Origin of the sequence: Malaciobacter halophilus (assembly GCF_002837275.1) — a bacterium.
GTDB classification, from domain to species: Bacteria; Campylobacterota; Campylobacteria; order Campylobacterales; family Arcobacteraceae; genus Malaciobacter; species Malaciobacter halophilus.
Window position 1 is genome coordinate 1 of record NZ_NXIF01000051.1, and the last position, 18,386, is coordinate 18,386.

Annotated in this window: 17 protein-coding genes; 4 read left to right on the top strand and 13 right to left on the bottom strand. The window is 27.6% G+C overall.

What is annotated here, in order from left to right; all coding sequences use genetic code 11:
* Positions 1–164: 164 nt before the first annotated feature.
* The 3 genes from CP960_RS12005 to CP960_RS12015 all read right to left on the bottom strand — a co-directional run bounded on the left by CP960_RS12005 (position 165) and on the right by CP960_RS12015 (position 6,136).
* On the bottom strand, positions 165–1,055 hold the full coding sequence (locus CP960_RS12005) for a DMT family transporter (RefSeq protein ID WP_101185726.1): 891 nt from the start codon (positions 1,053–1,055) through the stop codon (positions 165–167).
* 607 nt (positions 1,056–1,662) lie between these two features.
* On the bottom strand, positions 1,663–3,522 hold the full coding sequence (mnmG, locus tag CP960_RS12010; RefSeq protein ID WP_101185727.1) for a tRNA uridine-5-carboxymethylaminomethyl(34) synthesis enzyme MnmG: 1,860 nt from the start codon (positions 3,520–3,522) through the stop codon (positions 1,663–1,665).
* A gap of 229 nt (positions 3,523–3,751) precedes the next feature.
* Positions 3,752–6,136 carry a methyl-accepting chemotaxis protein gene (locus CP960_RS12015; protein ID WP_162919106.1) on the bottom strand — a complete coding sequence of 795 codons (2,385 nt, stop codon included), beginning with the start codon at positions 6,134–6,136 and terminating at the stop codon, positions 3,752–3,754.
* Between the two features lie 217 nt (positions 6,137–6,353).
* Here CP960_RS12015 and CP960_RS12020 point away from each other — a divergent pair, with 217 nt between their 5' ends.
* The 3 genes from CP960_RS12020 to CP960_RS12030 are packed head-to-tail and all read left to right on the top strand — an operon-like array spanning position 6,354 to position 9,102.
* The gene (locus CP960_RS12020) at positions 6,354–6,965 is read left to right on the top strand and encodes a riboflavin synthase (protein ID WP_101185729.1); all 612 of its coding nucleotides are present in this window, start codon (positions 6,354–6,356) and stop codon (positions 6,963–6,965) included.
* Positions 6,966–7,466, top strand: coding sequence for a hypothetical protein (locus CP960_RS12025; RefSeq protein ID WP_101185730.1), 501 nt, complete (start codon positions 6,966–6,968; stop codon positions 7,464–7,466).
* Positions 7,444–9,102: a GMC family oxidoreductase gene (locus CP960_RS12030; RefSeq protein WP_228152073.1), complete on the top strand. Its 1,659-nt coding sequence runs from the start codon at positions 7,444–7,446 to the stop codon at positions 9,100–9,102. The genes CP960_RS12025 and CP960_RS12030 overlap by 23 nt, the downstream gene beginning before the upstream one ends.
* Here the strand turns inward: CP960_RS12030 and mreC are convergent.
* The 7 genes from mreC to CP960_RS12065 are packed head-to-tail and all read right to left on the bottom strand — an operon-like array spanning position 9,092 to position 15,592.
* Positions 9,092–9,865 (bottom strand): rod shape-determining protein MreC, encoded by a 774-nt coding sequence (gene mreC / locus CP960_RS12035; RefSeq protein WP_237673265.1) that lies wholly within the window; start codon positions 9,863–9,865, stop codon positions 9,092–9,094. The two genes, CP960_RS12030 and mreC, sit on opposite strands and share 11 nt — an antisense overlap.
* 34 nt (positions 9,866–9,899) lie before the next feature.
* Positions 9,900–10,928, bottom strand: coding sequence for a rod shape-determining protein (locus CP960_RS12040; RefSeq protein WP_101185733.1), 1,029 nt, complete (start codon positions 10,926–10,928; stop codon positions 9,900–9,902).
* Positions 10,929–10,937: 9 nt separating this feature from the next.
* Positions 10,938–12,164 carry an ATP-dependent Clp protease ATP-binding subunit ClpX gene (clpX, locus tag CP960_RS12045; protein WP_101185734.1) on the bottom strand — a complete coding sequence of 409 codons (1,227 nt, stop codon included), beginning with the start codon at positions 12,162–12,164 and terminating at the stop codon, positions 10,938–10,940.
* A gap of 17 nt (positions 12,165–12,181) precedes the next feature.
* Entirely contained in the window at positions 12,182–12,964 is a 783-nt protein-coding gene (lpxA, locus tag CP960_RS12050; RefSeq protein WP_101185735.1) for an acyl-ACP--UDP-N-acetylglucosamine O-acyltransferase, read from the bottom strand.
* 13 nt (positions 12,965–12,977) lie between these two features.
* Positions 12,978–13,421 carry a 3-hydroxyacyl-ACP dehydratase FabZ gene (fabZ, locus tag CP960_RS12055; protein ID WP_101185736.1) on the bottom strand — a complete coding sequence of 148 codons (444 nt, stop codon included), beginning with the start codon at positions 13,419–13,421 and terminating at the stop codon, positions 12,978–12,980.
* Positions 13,422–13,478: 57 nt separating this feature from the next.
* Positions 13,479–14,522, bottom strand: coding sequence for a lipid-A-disaccharide synthase (gene lpxB, locus CP960_RS12060; protein WP_101185737.1), 1,044 nt, complete (start codon positions 14,520–14,522; stop codon positions 13,479–13,481).
* Entirely contained in the window at positions 14,519–15,592 is a 1,074-nt protein-coding gene (locus tag CP960_RS12065) for an epoxyqueuosine reductase QueH (protein WP_101185738.1), read from the bottom strand. Before CP960_RS12065 ends, lpxB begins: the two co-directional genes overlap by 4 nt.
* A gap of 151 nt (positions 15,593–15,743) precedes the next feature.
* On the opposite strand from CP960_RS12065, the gene CP960_RS12070 reads away from it, so the two are divergent.
* The gene (locus tag CP960_RS12070; RefSeq protein ID WP_228152074.1) at positions 15,744–16,037 is read left to right on the top strand and encodes a hypothetical protein; all 294 of its coding nucleotides are present in this window, start codon (positions 15,744–15,746) and stop codon (positions 16,035–16,037) included.
* 1 nt (position 16,038) lies between these two features.
* Here CP960_RS12070 and CP960_RS12075 read toward each other — a convergent pair whose 3' ends face one another.
* The 3 genes from CP960_RS12075 to CP960_RS13795 form a co-directional block, all read right to left on the bottom strand.
* Positions 16,039–16,527, bottom strand: coding sequence for a transporter permease (locus CP960_RS12075; RefSeq protein ID WP_133121155.1), 489 nt, complete (start codon positions 16,525–16,527; stop codon positions 16,039–16,041).
* Positions 16,528–16,613: 86 nt separating this feature from the next.
* A complete protein-coding gene (locus CP960_RS12080; RefSeq protein ID WP_101185741.1) occupies positions 16,614–18,194 on the bottom strand; it encodes a LysM peptidoglycan-binding domain-containing protein in 1,581 nt (526 codons plus the stop codon).
* Positions 18,184–18,386, bottom strand: a 203-nt coding sequence (locus CP960_RS13795; protein ID WP_196778339.1) for a hypothetical protein, incomplete at its 5' end; no start/stop codon positions are given. The genes CP960_RS12080 and CP960_RS13795, both read right to left, overlap by 11 nt.

Here is an 18,386-nt window from a genome sequence, read left to right on the forward strand (position 1 = left end):
TTGATAATATACTTATCAACAACTTTTTAGTAAATGTCCAATTTGAAAACATAGGTTCCTTCCTTCTTGTCTTAAATTACTAAATATTTTATCACTTTTTTAGAAAAAAATAAATAGCTACTTTTATTTTCCTGTAATATTAAAGTTCAATAATAAATCTTAAATTAAACTCTTTTTTTATCAAAAATAATAGTGAACATTGAAATAATAATTAGAAAAAAACCAAAAAATTGAACAGATGTAAAAAGTTTGTTTTCAATATTTAAATAGTATGCCATTAGTATGGGGAAAAATAAACCAACTACTGGTTCAAAGTTAAAAATAACAGCTGCTTTTATGGAACTTACTTTATTTATGCAAATAGTTTGTATTATAAAAGCTAATGCTGTTCCTAAAGCACCAGTATATATAATAGAGAAAAGAATCTCTTTATTATTGAATAAAGAGATAATATGTAAATTCTTTAAACCAGTTGAAAATAATAAAAGTGAACAAAAAGATAAAATCATTGCAAAATATATTTGAACCACTCCTATTAAAAACGAGTTGGCATTTTGTGTTACTTTTTCAGTTAAAATAAAATGTATTGCTATTACTGTACATAAAATTAAACCTAAACTATCTCCTATTTGTAAACTAAAACTTGATAGCTCTAAAATAAGTAATAATCCTATAAAAGAACAACATACTGAAAATAAGATAAGTTTACTTAACTTTTTTAAAATTAAAGTATCAATAATTGCAATAACAATTACACTCATTCCTGTATATATTGCTACTTTTGCTGAACTTAGATACTCTAAAGATATATTTGTAATTAATAATACTAAAAATAAGAATATACCAATTAATCCGCCAGCAACTACATCATAAAGCTTTATTTTTCTCATATTAAATAGTAAAAAAGGTGCAATAACAATAGTTGCAATAAAAAATCTAAGAAATAAAAATTCATAAGAGTTTATAGTATTTAAACTCTGTTTTATAAAGAAAAATGAACTACCCCATATAATAGTTACTAAGAATAGAAGAATATAATATTTAAAATAATACATAAATAGCTACTTTTAAAAAATGTTGATAATTATAGTTTAATAATAATTATAACCCTTTTATATAAAAATATTAATTAGGAAAAATTAGAAATTGACCTTATAAAATCAAAGGTCAGATTTCTATTTAAAGTTGATATTTAAGCCTATTATTTCTATGTCTTACAGTTTATGTCATATGAAAAATAAATTGATAATAAAAGAAAAATCACATTTCTTCCTAAAGCTCATGCTTTTTTTCACTCAGCTTATCAATGAATTTTTAAAGGGGTATCAAATAAATACTGATAATACGAATAAGGGATAATATTTAATTATCGATTGTTCATATTATAGCAAAAACAATATTTTTTATCATTAGATATAACTAATATACTTATAGTATAAATTATTAAAATATAAATAATAATGACTGTTCCCAAACTTATTTTCATCAAGTATTAGTTTTAAAGGAAATAAAAATTTAAAAGTATCATTTGGATTATTTGACATAAAGTCTGGAATGGTACTTTTACCTTTTGACATATTAAAATATACTCCCGTTATCAAAGTTTATTTTACATATTATCACTTTTTATTTCCTATTATCATTTTTTATTGCTTTTGACAATTATTTTAAATTCATGTACATATGTAATACATCAATTGCAGCTGGTGTTACTCCTGAAATTTCACTTGCATTGAAGAGTGTAGGTGGTTTAGCTTTTTCAAGCTTTTCTATTACTTCATTTGAAAGTCCTGGAATCTGTTTATAACTAAAATCCTCAGGTATTTTCATTTTTAACATTTTTTGCATTTTTTCTATTTGTTTTTCTTGTTTTTTTACATATCTATAATATTTAGCTTCTATAATTATTTGTTCTTTTAAATATGGTTCTACATCTTTTAATGAAGGTACAAGAACATCAAATTTTTCTGCTGTTACTGTATTTCTTCCCACAATATCTATTAGTAAAGCTCTATCTTTTATCTTCTCTTCTCCTAGTTTTGCTAAAAGTTCAAGATTCTCTTTTTTTGAAGTAAACCATTCATTCTCCATAAACGAGATTGCTTTATTTATTACATCTCTTTTATGCTCTACTTTTTTTATAGTTTCATCGTCAATTAGTCCAAGTTCATGACCATATTTACTTAATCTTAAATCTGCAGTTTCTTCTCTTAGAAGTAGTCTATACTCAGCTCTACTTGTAAACATTCTATATGGTTCACTTGTTCCTTTTGTAACTAAATCATCAATTAATACACCAATGTATGCTTCATCACGTCTTAATACTAAAGGCTCTTTATTATCAATTGATAAACAAGCATTGATACTTGCCATAAGACCTTGTGAAGCTGCTTCTTCATATCCAGTTGTAGCATTAATTTGTCCAGCTAGATATAAGTTTTTTATATTTTTTGTCTCTAATGTATGTTTTAACTCTGTTGGGTCAACATAGTCATACTCTATTGCATAGCCATATCTTATAACTTTAGCATTTTCTAAACCTTTGATTGAGTGAATCATTTGCTTTTGAACATCAATTGGTAAAGAAGTACTTAATCCATTGATATAGTATTCTGTACACATGGCAGTTTGTGGCTCTAAAAATAGTTGATGTCTATCCCTTTCACTAAATCTATTTACTTTATCTTCTATGCTTGGACAGTATCTTGGTCCATTACCTTTGATTTGTCCTGTAAATAGTGGTGCTCTATCAAAGTTAGATGTGATAGTAGAGTGTGTACCTGTGTTTGTGTATGTGATATAACATGGATACTGTTTTGGATTAAAGTTTTCTTTATTTGTTCTAAAAGAGAAAGGCATAGGTTTCTCATCTCCACCATGTTTTTCCATTACTGAAAAGTCAATCGAGCTTGAATCAATTCTTGCAGGTGTACCTGTTTTTAATCTTCCTACTTTTAATCCTAAATCTTTTAGTTGAGTAGATAGTGTTGTTGATGGTAACTCCCAAGCTCTTCCTGCTTCATATTGATTTTGACCAATATGAATAAGACCTTTCATAAAAGTTCCTGTTGTTAAGATTACTTTTTTTGCAAAGAACTCTTCTGTTAGCCTTGTTTTTACTCCTGAAACATCACCATTTTCATTTAATATTAGTGAAGTTACTTCATCTTGGTAAATTTCTAAGTTTGGTGTGTTGTGGCATACTTTTCTCATATAGTATCTATATGCATCCATATCAATTTGTGCACGACTTCCTTGTACAGCAGCACCTTTTGAAGCATTTAAAATTCTAAATTGAATTCCAGTTGCATCTGTACAAAGTCCCATTTCTCCACCAATTGCATCTAGTTCTCTTACTAAATGTCCTTTGGCAAGTCCTCCTATTGCTGGATTACATGAAGCTGCTCCAATTTGTTCTACTAGCATTGTAATAAGAAGAGTTTTTTTTCCCATTCTTGCACTAGCTAATGAAGCCTCTATTCCAGCGTGTCCGCCTCCAACGACGATAATGTCATAGTTCATTTTTTCTCCATAAAATTGCGTTATGTTCTATTTAAAAACAGTATTTTTTGAGTTTATTTTATCTGTTTTCGTAAAGTTTTCTAAGCCTTGAAGCATTTTTGAATAGTTGTTAAATGTAATAAAAATTAGCTTCTAAATATTTTTTCGTATAATACCAAAAAAATAGAATTATTCAAAATATTTTGAATAAAGGAAAAGCTAATTTTTTAAATTTGTAAGAGGAAAGCTTTTAAAAGCTTTCCCATTGGTTTGAATCTTCTATTTTTGATACTATTTTTTCATTATTTTTACTACTTATTTTTTTTGTAGGTTTATTCTTTTTAATAATATTAGTATTGATTTCTTGAGCTTTAACTTGATTTTTTCCAAGAAACTCTTTTGAATTTGTATCTTTTATAATTTGTTGTGCAATTGTGTGTGTTTGACTTGCAATATTTTGTGTTTGACTTGCAATATTTGCATTTTCTTGTGTTTGTTTATCTAGGTGAGTAATAGCATCATTTATTTGAGTTATTCCACTCTCTTGTTCTTTACTTGCGTTTGCAATCTCTTTTATTCTATTTGTTGCATCATTAATATTTATTAATAACTCTTCATATCCTTTTATCATTTCAGTACTAATATCTTTACCATGATTTGCTTTTGTTGTTGCATTTTCAACAATAGTTTTTATCTCATTTGCTGCTTCGGCACTTCTATTAGCTAGATTTCTAACTTCTTGGGCAACTACTGCAAAACCTTTTCCAGCTTCTCCTGCTGTTGCTGCTTCTACCGCTGCATTTAAACTTAAAATATTTGTTTGAAATGCTATTTGGTCAATTACTGTAATTGCTTCATTTATTAAAGATACTTGTTGTGTTATTTCATCCATAGAATCAGTAGTATTTTTTGCATTTTCTTGTCCTTCTTTAGCTGAAACTACAAGTTTATTTGCTGCACTACTCATTTTAGAAACATTTTCATTATTGTGAACGATTGCACTTGTAATCTCTTCTAAACTAGCTGCTGTTTCTTCTAAGCTTGTTGCTGTTTCATTTGATGCTTTATTTAAGAAATTTACATTATTATTAAGTTCATCAGAAGCATTTCCTAAAGTTAATCCAACCTCTAATGATTGTTGTAATAGTCCTGAAACCTCTTTTCCTAAGTTATTGATACTTTGTTCAATTTGTGCATTTGCATTTGGAATTGATTTTGTAAAATCATATCTTGAAAATTCATTTAATATATCTAAAATAGTATTTATATTTTTTCCTACTTTATTCTCTAATGTATCTAACATTTCATTGAAATTTTGTGTTAATTTTATTAGTTCAGGAGTAGAAGCAGTTGCTTCAATTCTTTTTGTAAGTTGGCCATTATTTATATGTGAAACTACTTTAATAACATCTTCAACTGCATTTTGATCTTTTATTAGACTTTTTTCAATTTTATCAATATTGTCATTAATATCTTTTGCCATTTTTCCAAACTCATCTTGAGTTTTTAGCTCAATTCTTTTTACATCATTTGTTTGTTTATTTAAATAACTAAAAAAGTTTGACAATCCTGATGTAATTGTATGAAGATTCTTATTTAGAATTCTTGTATTATAAATAATTATTAAAGATACTACAAAAAAGCCAAGAATACTTCCAAATATTGATATCATTCTAATATGTGTCGCCTCTTGAAGATACTCATTTTTAGGAGCATTAACTAATAAAGCCCAATTTACACCAGTATTTGCAATTTCAAATGGCTCTAAATAAAAATGTGAGATAAGTTTTTTATCATTTTTCTTATCAAATGTATATGATTCATTATTAGTGATTTTTTCAGGAAGAGATTTCTCTTCTTTACTTGAAGCTATTTTTTTAATATTTTTCATAAGAAACTCTTTTTTAGGATGACCTAAAATATTACCTTTTTGAGATAATAACACAGCATAACCACTATCATAAAGCTTTATTTTAGAAATATCTTCTGCAATTTTTTCTAAAGATATATCAATTCCAACAGCTCCAATAAACTCTTTATTATTATAAATTGGTACAGAAATTGTAGTCATTAGCAAAGTTTGCCCATCTACATCATACATATATGGTTCTGTAATATACTCTTTACCACTTTTAAATGGTCCATAAATCCATGGTTTTTTCTCTTTAGGTCCAACTGTCCCAGGAGTTACTTTAATATGTCCATTTTTTGATTTAGTAAAAAATGGACAATATTTACCATCTGTATTATAATATTTTTTTTCAGGTATTCTTGAAAAATCAAGAGGGAAAATTTTATTTGGCTCAGGTCCTATCCATGCTCCTATAGCATAAGGATTTTTATCCAAAGTGTTATATACCATTTTTGCAATTGAATCTTCTGAATATACACCAGTTTGGATAACAGCTTCAATTGATGCAGCTAAACTATAAGCTGCAACTACAGCTTTTTCTGGAACTTGTTTGACTTTTTGCAAATCAACATTTGCTTGATTTATCAATAACTCTTCAGAAATATTTTCTGCACTATCAAATGACTTAGTCGTAATTACCAAGGTTGTAATAAGATAAGAGAGAAAAACAACACTTAAAACACTAAATAAAAGTTTTTTAGAAAAGCTCATATTTTTTAACATTATATGCTCCATTTGTAAAATTATCATGATTTTTTATTGAAATAGTATAATACAACTATCATGATTTTTTGTCAAGATATAAAATTACAAAATTAGTATAATTTTTTAAATTTTAATAAATATTTACTATTTAAGGTTTAAGACTATTTAAAAAGAATAATCTTATAATCACAAAATAAACAATTAAATATTATGTAAAATATATAAAAGGAAAAAAGTGTTTACTGGATTAATAAGAGAGATGGCTGAAGTCATCAGTTTAAAAAATGGTTTTTTAACACTAAAAGCAGAATATAAACCAAAAATTGGTGACTCAATAGCTGTAAATGGTGCTTGTTTAACTGTAGTTAGAATAGCAAGTGGTACTTTTACTGTTGAACTATCTTTAGAATCACAAAGAATCTTAGCAATGGAAAACTATAAAGGAAAGGTTCATATTGAGCCTGCAATGATGATGGGAGATAGATTTGAAGGGCATATTGTACAAGGGCATGTAGATTGCTTAGGTACAATCTCTTCAATAAACAAAAATGGTAGTTCAACTGATTATATAGTAAAACTACCAAAAGAGTATTTAAGGTATATAATTCCAAAAGGAAGTGTAACTATTGATGGAGTATCTTTAACTGTAAATGATGTTTATAGTGATTCTTTTAGATTAACTATTATTCCACATACAATTGAAAATACTCTATTTAAAACATATAAATTAGGTACAAAAGTAAATTTAGAAACAGATATGTTTGCTAGATATATCTATAATATGTTTAAAAATGGTAAAGATAAACTATCTTGGGATGATGTAGATAATATAATGGCAAGGTATTAGATGAAAAGAAGAGAGTTTTTAGTAACAACATCACTTTTTTGTACTAGCATATCAGCAAATACAGATACTTTTTTTGATACTAAGGACTCTTTATCTTGGTTAATAATAAAGAATGTCTTAGAGATTTTATTTCCAAAAACTCAACATATGCCAAGCGCTAGTGAGTTTGGGGCAATTGACTATTTATTACAAAATAAAAATCATAAAACTTTTAATAAACAAGATTTGCATTATTTACTACAAGGTGCAAAAGATTTTAATTCCTCTTTTCCTATATTTTTAAAAGCTACAATTGATAAAAAGAACAAAATAATTAAAGAAGTTTCACAAAATTCATATGGACAAAGTTGGTTGTCTTTTTTAATTTATTATGGTTTAGAAGCAATGTTAAGTGACCCAATTTATGGCGGAAATAAAAATATGCTTGCATATAAAGCTTTAAAGTTTCAAGCAGGTCAACCACGACCTAAAGTCAAATATGGAAAATCTAATGGTATATGATATTTGTATTATTGGAAGTGGAGCAGGGGCTGCACCAATTGCATATGAACTTACAAAAATTGGTAAAAAAGTTTTAATTTTAGAAAAAGGTTCTATTTACACTAAAGATGATTTTTCAAAAGATGAATTAGCTTTTGTTAGAAAAGATATATTAACTCCTAAATTAGAAGATGAATATCATACAATTGAAGAGCTAACTTCTCAAGGATGGAAAAAGTTTCCTACTTATGAAACAGGATGGAATTGGTGGAATGGAAGTTTACTTGGAGGCTCTTCAAATCTTATGAGTGGATATTTTCATAGGTTAAAACCAAAAGATTTTAAATTGAAAACTATTTATGGAAAACCAAAAGATTCAAATATAGAAGATTGGCCTATATCTTATGATGATTTAGAAAAGTATTATACAAAGGTTGAAGAAGTTGTAGGTGTTTCAGGAGAAGTTACAAACTATAAATATCAAGAACCAAGAAGTAAACAAAACTATGCTTTTAAACCTTTAAAAGAACATCCTATTACAAAACTTTTTGATAAGGCTTGTAAAGAGTTAGGATATACTTCTTACAAGGTTCCAAGAGCAATTATAAGTGAAGATAAAAATCATAGAAAATCCTGTTATTATTCAAATTTTTGTGGTAGTTACGGTTGTAGTAGTGGTGCAAAATCAGGTGCAATGTCTTCATTAATTATTGATGCTTTAAAGACAAACAACCTAACAATAAAAGCAAACTCGTTTGTATATAAATTAAGTAGTAATAAATCTAAAGTTACAAAAGCACACTTTTATACAAAAAATCAACAGAAACAAACAGTTCAAGCAAAAATATTTATAGTTGCTGCTCAAGCGGTTGAAACTTCAAGACTATTATTAAACTCAAAAAATAGCTTTTATCCAAATGGAATTGCAAATAGTTCTAAACAAGTTGGTAAAAATATGATTTTTAGTGGTGGTGGTATTGGAAGTGCAGAGTTTACACAAAATAATGATTTAACTTATGAAGAGCTTTTTACTCAAGGTTTATTTGTAAATAGGGCATTAAAAGATTGGTATTATACTTCTAGTTTTAAAGGTGGAACTATTGATTTTTTATTTGATCATGCAAATCCCATAAGAAAAGCCAATCTTTATAAGACAGATGAAAAAGATAATTTTTTATTTGGTAAAGAGTTACAAGAGAATATTTATAAGAATTTTACTCAAAAAAGAGTTTTGAATTTTGAGATTTTTACTGATTGGACACCAAATGATAACTGCTTTGTAAGTGTAGATGACAAATATAAAGATAAATATGGAATACCTGTTGCAAATATTAGAATTGGTGCACACAAGCAAGATTTAGAGCTTGCAAATTTCTTAGCTTCAAAAGCTAAAAATGTATTAGAACAAATGGGTGGAAAAAATATTAAAGTCAATATGAGTGCTTTGCCTTCTCAAAATCTTCAAGCAGGTGGTTGTAGATTTGGAAATGATAAAAATAGTTCTGTTTTAAATAAATATTGCCAAAGTCATGATTTACATAATCTTTTTGTAACTGATGGAAGCTTCATGCCAACAGGAGGTAGTGTTCCTCATACTTGGACTATTTATGCTAACTCTTTTAGAGTTGCTGATTATATTAAAGAAACTATTTTTTAGATTCTTTTTTTAAGAGCTCTTTTTTGTTTTCTTCTTTTTTAGGTTTTGGTAAAGGTTTAGCTTTATAAATATAAAAAAATCTTCTTTTTAATACTTTTGCATAAGGTTCTATAACAGCTTCTTGCATATCTGCCATTTTATTTATTGAAACAACTTTACCTACTTTTAATCCTTTAAAAAAGATATTGTCCATTCCAGAAGTTATTACTTCATCTCCTATTTTAATATCAATCCAAATAGGTATATATTTTGCTACAATAAATTTACTTTTTTTAATACTATGTGTAATTCCTGGAGCTTTATTTTCCCCAATATAAACAGCATAATTTGATTTTTCATTGCCATTTAATAAAGCAAGTGCTTTATTGTCTTTTTTTACTACAATTCCTGCAGCATAATCATCAATTACTAAACCAGCAATTTTATCATCAAGTTTTTGTTTGTCTAACCAAACTTTTGTGAAGTCATCAAACTCTACATATGATAAAACTCTTACTTGTGTTAATTTTTCATGAATAGGTTTTAATTTTTTTATACTATTTATTAAATCAGTTAGTTTTTGTTCTTTGCTTTCATATAAAAGTCTATACTCTTTTAGTTTTTCATTTTCTTGTTTTAGCTCTTCAATTGTTTGTGCTTGATTGAAATATCTTTCAGTAAAGTTACTTATAACAATAACTTTATTTATATAAAACTCTTTTATATGATTAAAAAAAGTAAATTTTTCGCCTAAAAGCTTGTTTACGTCTAAAACGTATAACAAACTTATGGCTAGAAAAAGAATAAAGAAGATTAATTTATTCATTAGTTATTAATTTTAATAGCTCCGCTTGATTTAGTACATTACTTGTTCCATATGCTACTGCTAAAAGTGGCTCATCGGCAACTTTTACTGGAAGTTTAATAATATCAGCTAAATATGTATCAAGACCTTTAATTAAAGCTCCTCCACCAGTTAGGATAACACCATTGTCAACAATATCACTTGCTAAATCAGGTGGCATGTCCTCTAATACACTTTTCACTGCTGAAACAATCTCTTTAAGAGGTTCTTTAATTGCAGTTCTAACACCTTCACTTCCTAATTCTATTGTAGAAAGTAGTCCAGAGTTATCTCTACCTTTTACTTTTATCTTTAGCTCTTTTTCAAGTTTTATAGCAGTACCAATCTCTATTTTGATACTCTCTGCTGTTCTTTCTCCAATATAAAGATTATAGTTTTGTCTTACATAATCCATAATTGCTTTATCAAATCTATCTCCAGCAACTTTGATTGATTTGCAAAGAACCAACCCACCAAGTGAAGTTACTCCAATTTCAGTTGTACCTCCACCAATATCAACTACAACATATCCTGATGGGTCAGATACAGGGATACCTGCACCAATAGCTGCTGCCATAGGCTCTTCAACTAAAAATACTTCTCTAGCTCCTGCACTAATTGCAGACTCTTTTACAGCTTTTTTCTCAACTTGCGTAATACCAAATGGGATACAAATAATAATTCTAGGTCTAATAAATGATTTTCTTGAGTGAGCTTTTTCAATGAAATATCTAATCATTCTTTCAGTCATCTCGAAATCTGCTATTACACCATCTTTCATAGGCCTTACAGCTTGGATATTTAATGGAGTTTTACCAATCATCTGTTTTGCTTCTTGCCCAACAGCTAATATTTTATCCTTTCCATACCTATCATGCTGAACAGCAACAACAGAAGGTTCATTAATAATAATACCTTTCCCTCTAATAGAAACAACAGTATTTGCAGTTCCTAAATCTATAGCCATATCATTTGAAAATAGACCTATTAATTTATTTAACATTGTTATCCTTTATGCTACTTCTACTTCTTTTTCTTTTAATACTACTTCTTTTGTAATTGTAATTTTTTTATCTTTGTATAAAGGTAAATCATACATAATATCTAACATTATATCTTCAAGAATTGATCTAAGCCCTCTAGCTCCTGTTTTTCTTTCAATTGCTTTTTTCGCTACTTCTTTTAAAGCATCTTCTTCAAAACAAAGCTCAACTCCATCCATTTTAAATAGTTTTATATACTGTTTAATTAAAGCATTTTTTGGTTCAGTTAAAATATGAACCATATCATCTTCACTGATTTCATTTAGTGTTGCAATCATATGAAGTCTACCAATTAGTTCAGGGATTAATCCATATTTAACTAAATCATGAGCTTCAACTTCAGATATTACATCTTCTTTATCTTTGGCACTTTTCTTTTCTTGATTAAAACCAAGAACATTTGCACCTTGTTTTTTCTTAATTATCTCTTCTAGTCCATCAAAAGCTCCACCACAAATAAATAATATATTTGTTGTATCAACTTGAATTGCATCTTGTCCAGGATGTTTTCTTCCACCTTTAGGTGGAACATTTACAGATGCACCTTCTACAATTTTAAGAAGTGCTTGTTGAACACCTTCTCCTGATACATCTCTTGTAATAGATCTGTTTTCACTCATTCTTGCAACTTTATCAACTTCATCAATAAAGATAATACCTTTTTCAGCTCTTTTTACATCTCCATTTGCAGCTTGTAAAAGTCTAGTAATTACATTTTCAACATCATCACCAACATAACCAGCTTCTGTTAAAGATGTAGCATCAGCTATTGCTAAAGGAACATCAAGATGTTTTGCAATTGTTTGTGCAAGTAGTGTTTTTCCACTTCCTGTTGGACCTATTAATAATACATTTGATTTATTGATTTCTGTATCATCTTCATCATCTAAATCTTTCATAAAGATTCTTTTATAGTGATTATAAACTGCAACAGAAAGTACTTTTTTTGCTCTGTTTTGCCCTACAACATAATCATCTAAAATCTCTTTTAACTCAGCAGGAGTTCGAAGTTTTATCTCTTCTTTTGTTTCTTCTTGACCCTCTTGTTCTGATTCAAACTCTCTTGGGTCATTACCATTTAAAATATCATTTGCAGCAGTTACACAAGCTTTACAAATATATCCATTTTCTCCTGCAATTATTGGATTATCTTTTGACTCAGTTACTCCACAAAAGTCACACTTAATTTTACTCATACTTTATAAACTCTCCACTATTTTCTATTAAAAGGTATTCCTCTTTTTGTATCAACTACAAATTGAGCTAACTCTTTTACATATTTGTTATTACTTTGTTCAAGTAATCTTTTTGAAACATCTGAAATAGACTCTTTTGAGTGAAATATTGCTTTATATGCTTTTTTTATTTCATTAATATCATCTCTATTATCAAGTCTTCTTCTTAAACCAGTTAGATTTAAACCTCTTAAAATGGCTCTATTACCTTCAGCTAAACAAAATGGAGGTATATCTTGAGTTACAACAGAACCACCTCCTACCATAGCATAGCTTCCTAATTTACAAAATTGATGAACAGGTGTTAATCCTCCAACAACAACTGAATCACCACACTCTACATGACCAGCTAATGTTGCTACATTTGCAAATATACAATTATCCCCTATAATACAATCGTGAGCAACATGAGTGTATCCCATAAATAAGTTGTTACTACCTATTATTGTTTTACTTCCTCCCCCAATTGTTCCTGGATTAAAAAGAGTATATTCTCTAATTTTATTATTGTCACCAATAATTAACTCTACTTCTTCTCCCGCAAACTTTAAATCTTGAGGAATTGAACCTAATGTTGCATGAGAAAAAATCTCATTGTTTTTTCCAATTGTAGTATTTCCCTCAATTAATGAATGAGAACCAACTGTTGTTCCATCACCAATTGTTACATTTTTACCAATAATTGTATATGCACCAATAGTGATATTATCTCCTAATTGTGCCCCATCTTCAATTATTGCAGTTTTGTGAATGTTGTTCATATTAAACCTAAAATTATTTGTCTACAACCATAGCTTTTAGTTCAGCTTCAGCAACTAACTTATCATCTACATAAGCTTTCCCATCAAGTACAATTAAGTTACCTCTTAATTTTAAAACTTCGATTCTATATTCTAATCTATCCCCTGGTTTAACAGGGTTTCTAAATTTAGCTTTATCAATACTCATAAAATAGATAACTTTATTATGTAACTCTTCAGCAGAAAGGTCATTGCTTTTAAGTGCTAATACTCCACCAGCTTGAGCCATACCTTCAAGAATCATTACTCCAGGGTAGATTGGATGACCTGGAAAGTGCCCCATAAAAGCTGGTTCACTAATTGATATATTTTTATATCCAGTGATACTTTTCCCTTTTTCCATATCAGTGATTCTATCAACTAATAAAAGTGGGTACCTATGAGGTAAAATTTCTTGAATTTCCATAACATCTAACATTCTTAATATCCTAATATTGTGTGTTTAAAATAGTCATACATTTTATCTAAAAAAAAATTAGTTTTGTATTATTTGAGCAACATTTTTTGAACTACCATTTTGTAAGTACTCTCTTAACACTTTTGAATTATTTAAAAATTGCTTTTTATCCATATTTATGTATTCATCTAAAAGGTTTTTGCTTGTAACTTCTTCTTGAAAAAACTCTTTATGAATGGCATTTTTACCCATCTTATCAAAGAAGATATTAGCAAGTCCAATATAAGGAAGTTTTACAAACATTCTTCCTAAAAAATAATCAAATCTTTTAGCTACATAAGACATAACAAAAGGAGTCCCAATTAAGCTTGCTTCAAGTGTTGCAGTTCCAGAACAAATAAAACCAAACTCTGCATCAATTAAACTTTGATGAGCATCATTTGAAATAGTAAAATCACTTGTATCTCCATAAGTATTTTTTATATACTCTTTATCAAACTTTGAAGGAATAATTAAAATATGTTGTTTATTGGGAATTGACCTTGCTATTTGTCTAAATATAGGCATGTGATTTGTTATTTCTGTTTTTCTACTTCCTGGCATAAAAACAATCTTATCTGTTTTTTCGTAGGTATGTTTGAATTGAGTTATTTCATCTAAAAGTGGATGCCCAACATAACTTATCATCTCTTTTTTTGAGTATAACTCTTGCTCAAAAGGAATGATTGAACAAAGTTTTGTACAATATTCTTGAAGTTTTTCAACTCTTTTTTTCTTCCATGCCCAAGCTTGTGGAAGTATATAATAAATAATCTCTTTATTTGGATAAGTTTTTTTAAGCTTTTTTGCTAAAGGTAGATTAAATCCTGAACTATCCATTAGTAAAACTTTGTCACAATCTTTTGCAAGTTCTACTAACTCATCTCTTAATTTGAAAAAGAATCTTAGTTTTTTTAGTGCATCTACAAATCCCATAATGGCTAATGCTGTTAAATCATAGAGTGGATTTCCTAATTCTTTATCAAAAACTCCTACAAGTTCAATATCATCATCAAGATGTTTTTTTAGCTCTTTTAGATGAATATTTGATGAAGTTTCCAATGCACTTACTAAAATTTTCATATAATTTCTTCCTTTACATCATCATAAGTTACAGTGTTTAGTTCTATATCAAATTTACCTTCTATTATCTCATCAATAATAATTACAGCACTTAAATCATATGGATTATTTACTATTTTATTTCTTATATTTAGTTCCTCTTTTATAATAGGAGGATTATACATAAGCTCTTTTACATTTTTATATGAAGTTTGTGCTATTTGATTAAAAGTATTTATATCTAATACTTTCATCTCTTCTCTATTTAAATAACAAATACCATCTTTAACATACTCAACTCTTCCATTTGTTTTTGTTCTATTTATTGTAGAATAAAAAAGAAAATATGATGGAACTGTTTTTTTATTTATATCAACTTTTCCATTAAATAAACGATAATTTAGAAATCTTTGTTTGATTATTTTGTATTGTTCATTTTTATCTTCAAGTTCATTTCTTTTATTGTAAAGTTCAAGTCTTTGTTCAATTGATTCTGGAAGGATTTGATTTGAAATAGGATTAAACATCTCATCCATTACTTTTTTTTGTGCTTCTCTTTGTGGAGTTAGACCAAATAAACAACCACAATAATTTTGTCTATATAGTGAATGTTGTTTTACAACTTCTCCTTGTATTTGGGTACCATTTCCAGCTCTATAATCTCTAAATATAAACTCTAATCCTGTTTGCTCTTGTAGTTTTGCTCCAATTTTTTCAAGTTTTTCTTGGGATTTTTTAGGAGAAATTAAAAGAGTAGTTGTAAATTTATCATGACCTAATTCTATTGCTTTTTTTGCACTAGTTTCTAATCTATCATCATAACAAACTGTACATCTATCACCTTTTTCTGGAAGATGCTCCATACCTTTTACTTTTTTTAGCCACTCTTCTAAATTGTAAGCACCTTCTATTAGTTTAATACCTAACTTTTTACATGAATACTCTACATCTAAATATCTTAATCTATATTCACTATATGGATGAATATTGGGGTCATAAAAATATCCAACAAGCTCTTCATTTGGATACTCTTCTTGAATCTTTTCTAAAAAATAGTGACTATCTACTGAACAACAAATATGAACTAACAAAACAAACCTTTAATCTTATTTTTTCGCAATTATAGTAAAATAATCCAAAACAAAAGGAAAAGCTATAAATAAATATATTTTTTTAATCATTACTTTACTTTTCAGTGCTTGTGCAGTAAAACAACCAGTTAAAAGTAGCAGTGCTACAATTTTGATTAAAACTCCTAATATGAGATTTTATGATACTGGATTTATTAATAGATATAAAGACTATACACAAGTTCAGATTTTCACTGCTGGTAAAAGTATATTAAATCTAAAAATGTATAAAAATCAAATATGTAGTGATACTTTTAGTTGTTTAGATTATAAAAGTTTTAATAAACAATATTTAAATAGTAGCTATGAAAATGGCTTTATTAAAAAACTTTTTGAAAAAGATGATAAAGATATCATCTTTAGAGATAGACAAAACAGTATTTTGATAAAAGTTAGAAAGAATTAGTTTATATATTTGAATGTAAACTAATAAGAAAACGTCCAATACTTCCAATACTAGATGTAGATAAACAAAACCAAAGACTTAAAAATAAAGTTAATATTGTGATGATTTTCCACTTTGTTCTCCACCAACCTTTTCTTTTATTGAACTCTTTTATATATTTTTCACCTTTATCGTCTTTTTGGCATAATATTACATCTGTTAAAAAAGCTAGTATGGCAACAATTGTTACAACATATCCAAAGTTATCTTGAAAAGTAGGAAAGAAAAGATATAAAATAATATGATATATACTCATATATAAAAAGAATGTAATTAACATTGGACCAGATGCACCTATCATTGTACCTAAACCTAATTTAGGGTTTTCTGTAACTTTTTTTGTTCTTTTGATTGCAACATCCAGTGGATCATTATTTTCTTTTGTTACATAATATTTACGAATTGAAGGTATTTTATTTATAAAAAAATAAAATATCTTGACTATAGGCATTAATATAAAATCGATTCCTATAAATAATTTAATAATAGCTCTATAAAAAAAGTAATATATTATATTGTAAAAATATTCAATTTCTTTCAATTTTCTTCCTTTAATTGATAATTATTTATTATTGTACTTCCTTTTATTTCTTGTATTTTATCAATACTTTTTTCTCCTATAGTTGATAATATCCATCCAACAGCTCCAGAAGACAGAATAAATGTTCCAAGAGTAAATAATACACCGGCACCTGCAGGAAGAAATAAAATAGCAATTCTACCTGCTAATGCTCCACCTGCAAATCCTAAAGCAGTACTTCCTATTTGTTGTTCTGTATGTTGTCCAAATCCATCTATATAACTTGATGTTTTTATTCCTCTTTTTTTTAATTCTATAACATCTTTTTCTTGTGCAGAACCAATTTGATAAGCACCTACTACTACACTAATCCAAAATGTACCTTTCTCAAGTCCATTAGCCCATTTAGACATACTATAAGTTTTTACATATGGATTTCCACTCCATCCACTTTCATAATGCTTTATATATATGCCTTTTGAATTTGTTAATGTAAAGCTTCCTTTTTTATGTTCCATACCTTGTACTAATCCACCTAAGCCATTATTTATATTACCAAATGCATTTGCTATCTTATCTTGTGGAGTACTTGCTACATTTTGTCCTTCTATGTCTTGAAAGATTATATCATTACCTTGCTTTTTTGCTGTAAGTTTTGCTTCTATTTTACCTGTTGAGGCATTTGTAATATATGCACTTTTTATATATGTTTGATAATGAGCTAATCCAATTGTATTCATATCATCAACTTCTAGTGAAGATTGATAATTGCCTTTTTTTATTTCACCTTTTAAAATAAGTTTTTCTTCTTTTATATCTTGACCTAATTTTGGCATAAATTTATTTATAAGAATTTTATAATCCTCTATATTTTTAGGACGTAAAGTTATTGGAGTTATTGATTGACCATTTTCATCAAATGTTACATCAAATTCATTTATTTCTTGGTCTTCTTTTAAAAAGTTAAAGTTTGAATTATTTGCTAGAATTTTTATTTTAGCTTTTGAACCTTTGGTTCCATGTGCTATAACATTTACTTTAGTTCCTAAAGGAATAAATGTATTATTAAGTTTAATACTATTTACCTCTTCTTGATTTATATTATGAATAAGTATAGATTGTTTTGGATATATAATATTTGCATTTGCAAGTTTATTTACTGATACTATTTCTTCTACGGTTGTATTATACTTTTTGGCAATTAAAGAGAGATTCTCACCTTCTTTTACTTCATGAACAGTTGGCTTAGAAGGTTGATTATAAGAAAAATAAAGAGCTGTTATTTTCTCCTCAATTACTTCAATCCAAACTTCTTTTTCATACTCTCTTGTTATCTCTCCATCATCATCTGCATCAATCCATCCAGATACATATTTAACTTTTGAGGAGTCTATATTTAATTCATTTGCTAAGCTTAAGATTGTAAATCTTTTCTCTACTTTTGTACTCTTTTGTACTTTCTCTTTATACTCTTTTTGTTTTAACACTTTTTTATTTTCATCATAAACTTTTAGGATTACTTTTACTTCTTGTCCTATTTTTACATTTACTGTTTTTGCTGTTAGTTTTATCTTATCATCTAGTTTTTTAGTTATCATCTTTAAATCCTAAACTACTTATATATTTTCCTTTTTCATCATAAGTTAATCTACTATTTGCACCATCTTGAATTTTTCCATCAATGTATGCAAAGAAATTAATCTCATGAACTTTTTCTTCTTTTAGATTATGAATTATTGTCTCTTTACCATTATATTTTTCTCTTTGCGTATCTTCTATATTCCATCTAA

Excerpts from the sequence above, each read along its gene's own strand:
- CP960_RS12005 (WP_101185726.1), bottom strand. The coding sequence starts at position 1,055 with ATGTATTATTTTAAATATTATATTCTTCTATTCTTAGTAACTATTATA.
- mnmG (WP_101185727.1), bottom strand. The coding sequence starts at position 3,522 with ATGAACTATGACATTATCGTCGTTGGAGGCGGACACGCTGGAATAGAG.
- CP960_RS12015 (WP_162919106.1), bottom strand. The coding sequence starts at position 6,136 with ATGTTAAAAAATATGAGCTTTTCTAAAAAACTTTTATTTAGTGTTTTA.
- CP960_RS12025 (WP_101185730.1), top strand. The coding sequence starts at position 6,966 with ATGAAAAGAAGAGAGTTTTTAGTAACAACATCACTTTTTTGTACTAGC.
- CP960_RS12030 (WP_228152073.1), top strand. The coding sequence starts at position 7,444 with ATGGAAAATCTAATGGTATATGATATTTGTATTATTGGAAGTGGAGCA.
- CP960_RS12040 (WP_101185733.1), bottom strand. The coding sequence starts at position 10,928 with ATGTTAAATAAATTAATAGGTCTATTTTCAAATGATATGGCTATAGAT.
- clpX (WP_101185734.1), bottom strand. The coding sequence starts at position 12,164 with ATGAGTAAAATTAAGTGTGACTTTTGTGGAGTAACTGAGTCAAAAGAT.
- lpxA (WP_101185735.1), bottom strand. The coding sequence starts at position 12,964 with ATGAACAACATTCACAAAACTGCAATAATTGAAGATGGGGCACAATTA.
- fabZ (WP_101185736.1), bottom strand. The coding sequence starts at position 13,421 with ATGTTAGATGTTATGGAAATTCAAGAAATTTTACCTCATAGGTACCCA.
- lpxB (WP_101185737.1), bottom strand. The coding sequence starts at position 14,522 with ATGAAAATTTTAGTAAGTGCATTGGAAACTTCATCAAATATTCATCTA.
- CP960_RS12075 (WP_133121155.1), bottom strand. The coding sequence starts at position 16,527 with ATGCCTATAGTCAAGATATTTTATTTTTTTATAAATAAAATACCTTCA.
- CP960_RS12080 (WP_101185741.1), bottom strand. The coding sequence starts at position 18,194 with ATGATAACTAAAAAACTAGATGATAAGATAAAACTAACAGCAAAAACA.